Raw genomic sequence first — 10,031 nt, 5'->3', positions numbered from 1 at the left:
CAGTATTGCCTGCTCGCGGTGGGGGATGTTGGCTGCGGATGGGCGTTGTAAGACTTTTGATGCGGCTGCGGATGGCTATGTGCGTGGTGAGGGCGCTGGGGTGGTGGTGCTCAAGCGGCTCGGTGATGCGCTGCGCGATGGGGATTCGGTGTTGGCGGTGGTGCGTGGTTCGGCGGTCAACCAGGACGGTGCGAGTAGCGGGCAGACGGTGCCCAATGGTCCGGCTCAGCAGGCGGTGTTGCGCCGGGCGTTGACGGCGTCACGGTTGCGGCCGTGCGATATCGACTATGTCGAGGCGCACGGGACCGGTACGGCGTTGGGTGATCCGATCGAACTCGACGCGTTGGGTCAGGTGTTTGCTGAGCGGGATGGTTCGGCGCCGTTGGTGTTGGGTTCGGTGAAGACGAATTTGGGTCATCTGGAGTCGGCTGCGGGTATCGCCGGGTTTATCAAGACTGTGCTCAGTGTGCAGCACGGGCGAATTCCCCAACATCTGAATTTCAGTCAGCTGACTCCGCATGCCGGTAAGGGTGCGTCGCGGTTTACCATCGCCGCCCAGCCGATGGCGTGGCCGGTGGTGGGGCGGGCGCGCCGTGCTGGGGTGTCGTCGTTTGGGGTCAGTGGCACCAATGCTCATGTGGTGGTGGAGCAGGCTCCGGCTGTCGAATCGGTTGTCGGGCAACCGGAGCCGGTGGTGAGCACGCTGGTGATCTCGGGCAAGACTTCGGCGCGCGTCGCCTCGATGGCGGCGATGCTGGCCGAGTGGATGGCCGGCGAGGGCGCCGAGGTGGGGTTGGCTGATGTGGCGCATACCGTCAATCATCACCGCACCCGGTACAAGACGGTCGCCGCGGTGTGTGCGCGTGACCGCGCCCAGGCAGTGACCGGGCTACAGGCGCTCGCCGCGGGAGACACCGGCCCCGGGGTGGTGGGTCCGCATCAGGGGCCACCCGGACGGGGCACGGTGTTTGTGTACTCCGGTCAAGGTTCGCATTGGGCTGGGATGGGCCGGCGGTTGCTCGCTGATGAGCCGGCGTTCGCCACTGCGGTTGACGAGTTGGAGCCGATTTTCGTTGAACAGGTGGGTTTTTCGCTGCAGCAGGTGCTCACCAACGGCGAAGAGGTGAGCGGGGATGCGCGGGTGCAGCCGGTGGTCATGGGGTTGCAGTTGGCCCTGACCCAATTGTGGCGCTCCTACGGCGTGGAACCCGATGCGGTGATCGGGCATTCGATGGGAGAGGTCACCGCGGCGGTGGTGGCCGGGGCACTCACGGTGGCCGACGGGCTGAAGGTGATCGCCACCCGGTCGCGGCTGATGTCGCGACTGGCAGGACAGGGCGCAGTGGCGCTGCTGGAACTGGACGCCGAGGCCACCGCGGCGGTGATCGCCAACTACCCCGAGGTGAGTCTGGCAGGTTACGTCTCGCCGCGGCAGACCGTGGTCGCCGGGCCGCCCGAGCCGGTCGATGCGGTGATCGCCGCAGTGACGGCGCAGGAACGCTTCGCCAGGCGGGTCAACATGGAGGTCGCTTCGCACACCGCGCTGATGGACCCGATCCTGCCCGAATTAGGTGCGGCACTAGCCGATCTGACCCCCGAACTGCCCGCCATTCCGTTCTTTTCCACCGTCACCGAGGCCACCACCGCGCCACTGCTGAATGCCGAGTACTGGGTCAACAACGTGCGCCAGCCGGCGCAGTTGAGTCAGGCCGTCACCGCCGCAGCTCAAGATCACGTCACCTTCGTCGAGATCAGCGCTCATCCGATACTGACGCATGCCATCACCGAAACCCTGGAATCCACCCACCACCACAGCATCGGCACGCTATGGCGCGACGGTGATGACACGATCGGCTTTCACAGCAGCCTCAACACCATCCATACAAGCCCACCGCCGCAGCCCCCGCATCCGGCGGAACCGCATCCGGTGCTGCCCGCCACGCCCTGGCGCCACACTCGTCACTGGATAACCACCGAGAATCGGGTGGAGGTAGCCGGATCCAAACCCAGGCCCGGCACCCTGCTCGGCCAGCACATCGCAGTCGCCACCACACCACCGGCGCACCTGTGGCAGGCGCGACTGATGCCGGAGGCCACGCCGTATCCGGGGCATCACCGTATCCACGGCACGGAGGTGGTACCGGTATCGGTTCTGGTGCAGACACTTTCGGCCGCAGCAGCCGAAGTTGACGCATCAACACTGGCTGACATCCGATTCGAGTATCCGATCGTCGTCGACCAGCCGCGGGTGATTCAGGTAGTCGTCGAGAACGAATCGGTCACCGTGTCATCGAGTCTCGCGACCGGCACTCCCACGCACCGTTGGGTCAGGCACATCAGCGCCCGAATCTCACGCCAGCGGGACGGCTTGGCAGCCACGTGCCACGGCGACGATCACGATCTGCGCGAGGACGCTACTTTGTCTGTCGAGTCGGTTGCTTCGCTGCAGCAGGAGGCGGGCATCGAGGGACAGCCGTTCCCATGGTCGGTCGTCTCATGCCGGTCGGCGCCGGGTAGATTGCACGCCCACATCGAGCTGCCCGAAGTGTCGACGGTGGCGCTGCTCGACGCCGCCGTTCACGTCGGCCGCCTGGTGGACGGTTCCAACTCACAGCCGATGTTCCCGGCCGGCATCGAAAGCATCCGGTTTAACACCGAACTCGTCGATGAGCACGGTTCTGTCGAGGTATATCGACGCGGCGGCAACGATGATGAACTGATCGTCGACATCGCGGTGAAGGCGCTCGACGGCAGCACCTGTATCGACATCCGCGCACTGCGATACGCCGCTGTGGAGTCAGGTCCGGTACCGGCGAGCCCTCATGATGACCCCGGCCGGTTAGCGCACGCTATCGAATGGCAGCCTTGGGGCGAATGTGCCGACGCGCATGTCGGTTCGCAACAGGCGCCCGCTGAGAACCGCGCCCCGTGCACGGTCGCGGTTATCGGGGCGGACCATGCCGCTTGCACTCTCCGCGATGGGCTCACCTCCGCCGGTTACCTGCCTGCCGACGTCGCCGAGGCACGGTGTGTGCTCTATGTCGCCGAACAAGGGCCGCTGGAGGCCGTTGAGACCGACATCGATTGCGCGGTCCGTGTTTCGGCGGAAGTGGCCGACCTCATCCGCCGCCTGGCCGCGCGGGATGACGACCACCCGGCCACGCTGTGGATCATCACTCGCGGTGTCCGCGAGGGCATCTCAGACGCGGCAGTGCGCCAGAGCTGTCTCTGGGGAATAGCCGGGGTCATCAGGGCCGAGCAGCCGCAGCTATGGGGCGGGTTGGTGGATATCGAGGCTGGCCCGGGCTTGGACGAAGACATCGGGGATTGCGTATCGGCGCTGTCCGCGATACTACAGACACCAGCGAAGTCGCTCCTGGCGCTGCGCGACGGCGAATTCCTCGCGCCCGCCTTGATGCCGGTCACCGGCCAACCGGTGCGAGAGCCGTTCCGGTGTCGTGCCGATGCGGCATACCTCATCACCGGCGGCATGGGCGCTCTCGGTCTACTGATGGCCGCATGGCTCGCGGACCGCGGTGCACGTCGTCTGGTACTCGCCGGTCGCACTTCGTTGCCGCCCAGGCGCGACTGGGACAGCAACACCAACGAAACAGACGTGCGCCACAAGATCGCCGCCATCCGGGCATTGGAGATGCGTGGCGTGTCCGTTGATGCCGTGGCCCTCGACATCGGCTCGCGCGACGCGCTGCTGTGTCTGCTCGCCGGGCGAGACAACGAAGGAGCTCCACCAATTCGCGGTGTCATACACGCTGCCGGAGTCACCGAAGGCCAACTCCTGACCGAGATTTCGAACGACCGCCTTCGGCGCACCATGTGGCCGAAAATCGCTGGCGCACAGGTGTTGCACGAAGTGTTCCCGCCGGGCAGCCTCGACTTCCTCTTCCTGACGGCCTCGGCGGGCACGGTGTTCGGCGTCCCCGGACAGGGTGCCTACGCGTCGGCGAATGCCTACCTCGACGCTCTGGCCCGAGCGCGTCACCGGCAAGGCTGCCACACCGTCAGTTTGGACTGGGTGGCCTGGCGGAGGCTCGGGTTCGCCACCGACGCGGAAGTCGTCTTGCAAGAACTTGAACGGCTGGGCTCGCGGCCGGTTACCCCGGAAGAAGCGTTTCCCGCGTGGGAGTACGTGGACACCTACGACATTGCGCAAGCGGTGATGGCTCCGATGCCGTCCGATCAACCGAATACCGGCGCAGATGGCATATCGGCACCGGTGCGGGCGTGGTCGGAGATGGCCGTCGACGACCTGCTGAGGGAACTCGAAGCCGGGCTGCGGACAATCCTTGCCCGCGAACTTCGACTACCTGAAGCAGAACTCGATGTCGACCGGCCGTTCGCCGAGCTGGGCCTCAACTCGGTGATGGCGATGTCGATTCGGCGACAGGCTGAGATGCTCGTGGGTATCGAGCTGTCGGCGACGATGCTCTGGAACCACCCGACGATCACGTCACTAGCGGAGCACCTCGCGGGAAAGGTCTCACCACAGCAAGATTCGGAAGGCGACGAGCATGTGCTGACCGACTCCTCCAGCAGTGTGCTCGATGGCTTGTTCGACATCATCGAAGCGACTTCCGCGAGCGTCGAGAGCGGGATCCGATGAGTACGTCCTTCAGTTGCATCCCGGCGGGGATACGCGCATCGAGCTCGTTTCAAGCCGGCGCGCGGATGGTTGGGATGCGACATCGAAAAGCGCGGGGCTGAACCGGAAGTCGAAAAGGAGGCGGACTCATGATCGGTATCCCGTCAGATCTGAAGGATCTTGTCGTCGAGACACGGTCCAGTATGACGCAGATCAACGCCAACCTGGAGCGTGTCATCGGGCTGTTAGAGCAGCTCATCGAGATCCAGCACGACGAGATTCGGAGAGTGTCGTGAAGGTTCTTCACGAACTCAAGCAGCGCGGCAGCTCGGACGAGAAGGTGCCGGACATGCTTCACACCGTCAAATGGGAAATGACATCGGCGATTTCGACATCGCACATCTTGCCAGTGGTGAAAGGCAGTCTCGTGCAGCACGTTTCCATGTCGATGACCACCAGCGGCAAGGGTCGACGTTCGGCGTGCGTTGAACCTTACCGGCAGGATGTCTTGGAGCGTTTGGATGTTTCGGTATGACCGCGAGTTCTTCTGCTGATGTGTTGCGTAATTGGCTGGTCGACTATCTGATCACCAATATCGGCTGCGATATCAACGAGATCGACCCCGATTCATCGTTCTCGGATCTGGGTGTGGGCTCGCGTGATTCGGTGGTGCTGGCCGGCGAACTGGCCGAGTTGTTGGGCCGGCCGGTGTCGCCGGTGGAGTTCTGGCAGAACCCATCGATCAACACCCTCGTCGAATATCTCACGGCACCCGAGTCGGATCGTCAAGCTGACGCGGCGCTGCCGACCAGCCGCGGCTCGGTCGACGAGCCGATCGCCGTTATCGGATTGGGTTGCCGGTTCCCGGGCGGAATATCCGGGCCCGAAGCACTGTGGCGGTTCCTGTCTGACGGGCGCTGCGCCATAGGACAGATTCCTCCTGATCGCTGGGCTCCGTTCGACGATGGATCTCCCGAGGTCGCGGCAATCCTGGCCCGCACCACGCGGTGGGGCTCGTTCTTGAACGACGTCGCCGCGTTCGACGCAGAGTTCTTCGATATCTCGCTCCGCGAAGCGATCAAGATGGACCCTCAGCAGCGACTGCTGTTAGAAGTGACTTGGGAAGCGTTGGAGCACGCCGGGATTCGCACGATTTCTCTGAGTCGCTCGCAAACCGGCGTCTTCGTCGGGGCGTGTTGCAGCGAGTACGGGTACTTGGCGTCCACCGATCTGGCCGGTGTGGACGCGTGGAGCAACGTCGGCGGCGCACTGAGCATCATCGCGAATCGACTCTCATATTTCCTGGACCTGCGTGGGCCGTCCGTTACGGTCGACACCGCTTGTTCGTCGTCGTTGGTCGCCCTGCATTTGGCGTGTCAGAGCCTACGGATGCAGGACTCTCATGTGGCGATTGCGGCGGGCGTGAATCTGCTGTTGTCGCCTGCGGTGTTCCATGGGTTCGACGAAGCCGGTGCGCTGTCGCCATCCGGTGTGTGTCACGCGTTCGACGCGGATGCCGACGGTTTTGTGCGTGGTGAGGGCTGCGGAGTGGTGGTGCTCAAGCGGCTCGGTGATGCGATACGTGACGGCGATCGGGTGCTGGCGGTCGTACGCGGTTCGGCGGTCAATCAGGATGGCCGGTCCAACGGCCTGATGGCTCCCAACCCGTCCGCTCAGATGGCGGTGCTACGCGCGGCGTATGCCAATGCAGGCGTAGCGCCCCAAGAGGTGGATTATGTCGAGACGCACGGGACCGGAACTCTGTTGGGCGATCCCATCGAGGCGCGTGCGCTCGGCACAGTCTTGGGGCGCGGACGGCCGGAACAGGCACCGCTGTTGATCGGCGCGATCAAGTCGAATCTGGGTCATCTGGAGGCGGCGGCCGGGATCGCTGGCTTCATCAAGGCGGTGCTCGCGGTGCAGCGGGGGACCATCCCGGGGAATCTCAACTTCCGCACCCCGAACCCGCATATTCCCTTCGACCAGATTCGGCTGGAAGTAGTAGCCGAACAACAACAGTGGCCGTCGGTGCGGAGGCCGAGACGTGCCGGGGTGTCGTCGTTCGGGTTCGGTGGCACCAATGCGCATGTGGTGATCGAGCAGGCGCCCGATCCCAATCCGATTGAGCGGGAGTCGGAGCCGGCGGTGAGCACGTTGGTGGTCTCGGGTAAGACCCCGGAGCGGATCGCGTCTATGGCTGGGGTGCTCGCCGACTGGATGGATGGTGACGGAGCAGATGTGGCGTTGTCCGATGTGGCCCACACGCTCAACCATCACCGGACCCGGCACGCCGAATTCGCCACGGTGTGTGCCCGCGATCGCGCCCAGGCGGTGACGGGGTTGCGGGCGCTGGCCGCGGGCCGGGCGGCCGACGGAGTCGTGGGTCCGCATGGGGGGCCGTGCGGTCCCGGCACCGTGTTCGTGTACTCGGGTCAGGGTTCGCACTGGGCCGGCATGGGGCGGCAATTGCTCGTCGACGAACCGGTGTTTGCCGCAGCGGTCAACGAGTTGGAGCCGACTTTCCTTGAACACGTGGGATTTTCGCTGCGACAGGTGATTGCGGGCGGTGAGCCGGTGAGCGGCGATGCGCACGTGCAGCCGGTGCTGATGGGGTTGCAACTGGCGCTGACCGAATTGTGGCGCTCTTACGGGGTGCACCCGGACGCGGTGATCGGACATTCGATGGGCGAGGTGTCCGCGGCGGTGGTGGCGGGGGCACTGAGCGTGCCCGAGGGACTGCGGGTGATCACCATCCGGTCCCGGCTGATGTCACAACTCGCCGGACAAGGCGCAGTGGCATTACTCAAACTGGACGCCGAAGCCACCGAGGCGTTGATCGTCGACTATCCCGGCGTGAGTGTGGCGGGGTATGTCTCGCCCCGCCAGACCGTTATCGCCGGGCCCGTGACGCCGGTGGACGCGGTGATCGCCGCCGTGAGCGCGCAGAACCGGTTCGCCCGGCGGGTCAACATGGAGGTGGCCTCGCATACCGCGCTGATGGATTCGATCCTGCCCGAATTGCATACGGCCCTGGCGGATCTGACCCCCGAGATCCCGACTGTTCCGTTCATCTCCACTGTCGCCGACGACACCACGCTGTTGGATGGGCAGCCATTGCTGGACGCCGAGTATTGGGTGAACAATGTGCGACAGCCGGCGCGGTTGAGCCAGGCCATCACCGCCGCCGGTCAAGATCACGCCACCTTCATCGAGATCAGCGCACATCCGATCCTGACGCATGCCGTCGACGACACACTGGAATCGGTGACCCATCACCACAGTGTCGGAACGCTGTGGCGCGACGGGGATGACACGGTGAGCTTCCAAACCAACCTCAACGCCACCCACACCAGCCATCCGCCGCAGACCCCGCATCCTCCGGAGCCGCATCCTGTGCTGCCCACCAGTCCGTGGCACCACACCCGCCACTGGATCCCGTTCGGAACGGTGCAACGTCCGACCAACCGGGTGGCGTTAAGTGAGGATTCGCCGCTGATCCCGGCGGAGTGGTGGTGCGAACTGACCTGGCCGGCCCGTGAGTTGCGCGGCGCTGAGGTCGATACGGATGGTTCGTGGCTGGTGATCGCCGATGCCGAGCTGCGCACCGAGATGAGCCTGATGCTTGGCGGTTCAGTCACGGTGCTGGCCGAGGATGCCGATAATGCCGCGCTCGCGGAAGCCCTCGCCGGAGTCACCCATGTGTTGTATGCGCCGCAGGTGTCGTCCGGCCATTTCGAATCCGAATCGGGATATGCCCTGTTCAATGCCGCGCGAAGGCTGACCACAGTGGTGGCGTCGATGGCGGTGCCGCCGAGGCTGTTTCTGCTGACGCGCAATGCTCAGCCCGTCGGTGAAGGCGATCGCGCCAATCCTGCCCATGCGGTGTTGTGGGGTTTGGGTCGCACGGTGGCGTTGGAGCATCCGGAAATCTGGGGCGGGATCATCGATGTCGACGAATCGGTGCCCGGTGGACTGGCCGCGAAGTATGTGGTGGACGAGGCCCGCGGTGGCGACGAAGAGGATCAGGTCGTCTACCGGGCCGGTCTACGCCGGGTGCCACGCCTCCAAAAGGGTTACCCACCAACAGCCGCTCCAGTCGAGCTCGATAAAGACGGCTGCCACCTCGTCATCGGGGCGACCGGCAATATCGGACCGCATCTGATCCGTCGGCTGGCTGGCATGGGTGCAGCCACTATCGTTGCGGTGTCGCGCAATCCGGGTTCGCGCCTCGATGAGTTGGCTACCAGCCTGTCGGCGACCGGGTCGACGTTGGTGACGGTCGCCGCCGACGTATCGGATGAGACGGCGATGAGCGCACTCTTCGATCGCTTTGGCGCAGACCTTCCACAGCTGCGCGGTATCTATTTGGCCGCCTTTGGGGGCGGTCCGATGACGCTGCATGACATGACCGACGACGACGTCACCGCCATGTTCCGACCGAAGCTCGATGCGGTGTCGTTGTTGCACAAATTGTCGTTACGGCATCCGGTGTGCCAGTTTGTGGTGTTCTCGTCGATCTCCGGAGTGACGGGCTCGCGCTGGCTGGCCCACTACGCGGCAACCACTACCTTCTTGGACACCTTCGCCTTTGCGCGGCGAGCAGCGGGGTTGCCAGCCATGGCGATCAACTGGGGTCTCTGGAAGTCATTGACCGACAGCCAATCAGACCAGGAGCGTCAGGTCACTCTTGAGTCGGGACTCGAGCCCATGCCCGACGAAGTCGCCATCCAAGCGTTGCGTTCGGTGACCGGCCCCGGCGCCCCGGTTCGGTCCATCATCGTCGCCGCCGACTGGACTCGGCTTGCCACCGCGTATCGGACCCGTGCAGCGCTGCACATCGTGGACGACCTCCTGCCAACCGACGCGGACAGCGACAGCGCATCGATGCTCAGAACCGCCTTCCGCGAAGCGTTGCGCGAGTCTGAACCGACGCGACGTCGTGACCTTCTGGTTGATCACGTGAGCGCACAGGTCGCGGCCGCCATGGGGCTCGCTGCAGGGCAGTTGCTCGATCCGGCGGCGGGTTTCTTCCAATCCGGCATGGATTCCCTGATGAGCGTGACTCTTCAGCGGGCCCTCAGCGAAAGCCTCGGCGAAGCGATACCCGCATCTGTGGTGTTCGACTATCCGACCGTCGACGCGCTCGCCGGTTACTTGGCCACGATTCTGCCCGAGCTGGTCGACGTTGCCGATCAGGAAAGTTCGGACGCCTATGAAGACCTCACCGACGACGAGCTGCTGCAACATCTTTCGGAAAGGCTGGGTTGAGTGCGATGAGTGCTGCATCGCCGGATCGTCGGGTGGTTATTACTGAGGCGTTGCGCAAGATTGATGATTTGAGTGCGCGGTTGCAGATCGCTGAGAAGGGTGATGTTGAGCCGGTTGCGGTGGTGGGGTTGGGGTGTCGGTTTCCCGGTGGGGTGGATACCGC

The 10,031-nt window shown here is 64.5% G+C and carries 5 protein-coding genes and 2 pseudogenes; all 7 read left to right on the top strand.

The genetic code is table 11. The features are described 5' to 3' along the window. Nucleotides 1–4: 4 nt before the first annotated feature. The gene (locus VJV41_RS02305; RefSeq protein ID WP_325330680.1) at nt 5–4,621 is read left to right on the top strand and encodes a type I polyketide synthase; all 4,617 of its coding nucleotides are present in this window, start codon (nt 5–7) and stop codon (nt 4,619–4,621) included. Between the two features lie 128 nt (nt 4,622–4,749). Beyond that, nucleotides 4,750–4,896, top strand: coding sequence for a hypothetical protein (locus tag VJV41_RS02300; protein ID WP_325330678.1), 147 nt, complete (start codon nt 4,750–4,752; stop codon nt 4,894–4,896). Then, nucleotides 4,893–5,135 carry a hypothetical protein gene (locus VJV41_RS02295; protein ID WP_325330676.1) on the top strand — a complete coding sequence of 81 codons (243 nt, stop codon included), beginning with the start codon at nt 4,893–4,895 and terminating at the stop codon, nt 5,133–5,135. The genes VJV41_RS02300 and VJV41_RS02295 overlap by 4 nt, the downstream gene beginning before the upstream one ends. Next, nucleotides 5,132–5,305: pseudogene (locus tag VJV41_RS28925) on the top strand (acyl carrier protein); the annotation flags it as partial. The gene VJV41_RS02295 and the pseudogene VJV41_RS28925, both read left to right, overlap by 4 nt. A 3-nt stretch (nt 5,306–5,308) precedes the next feature. Beyond that, nucleotides 5,309–6,118, top strand: a pseudogene (locus VJV41_RS28920) (polyketide synthase); the annotation flags it as partial. Nucleotides 6,119–6,253: 135 nt separating this feature from the next. Further along, entirely contained in the window at nt 6,254–9,868 is a 3,615-nt protein-coding gene (locus VJV41_RS02290; RefSeq protein WP_414684860.1) for a type I polyketide synthase, read from the top strand. A 5-nt stretch (nt 9,869–9,873) separates the two neighbouring features. Then, the coding region (locus tag VJV41_RS28915; protein ID WP_414684859.1) for a hypothetical protein at nt 9,874–10,031 on the top strand (158 nt) is incomplete at its 3' end.

Origin of the sequence: Mycobacterium sp. (assembly GCF_035274705.1) — a bacterium.
Lineage (GTDB): Bacteria > Actinomycetota > Actinomycetes > Mycobacteriales > Mycobacteriaceae > Mycobacterium.
Note: the sequence above shows the minus strand (reverse complement) of the source record. Positions and strands in the feature narration are given on the sequence as shown.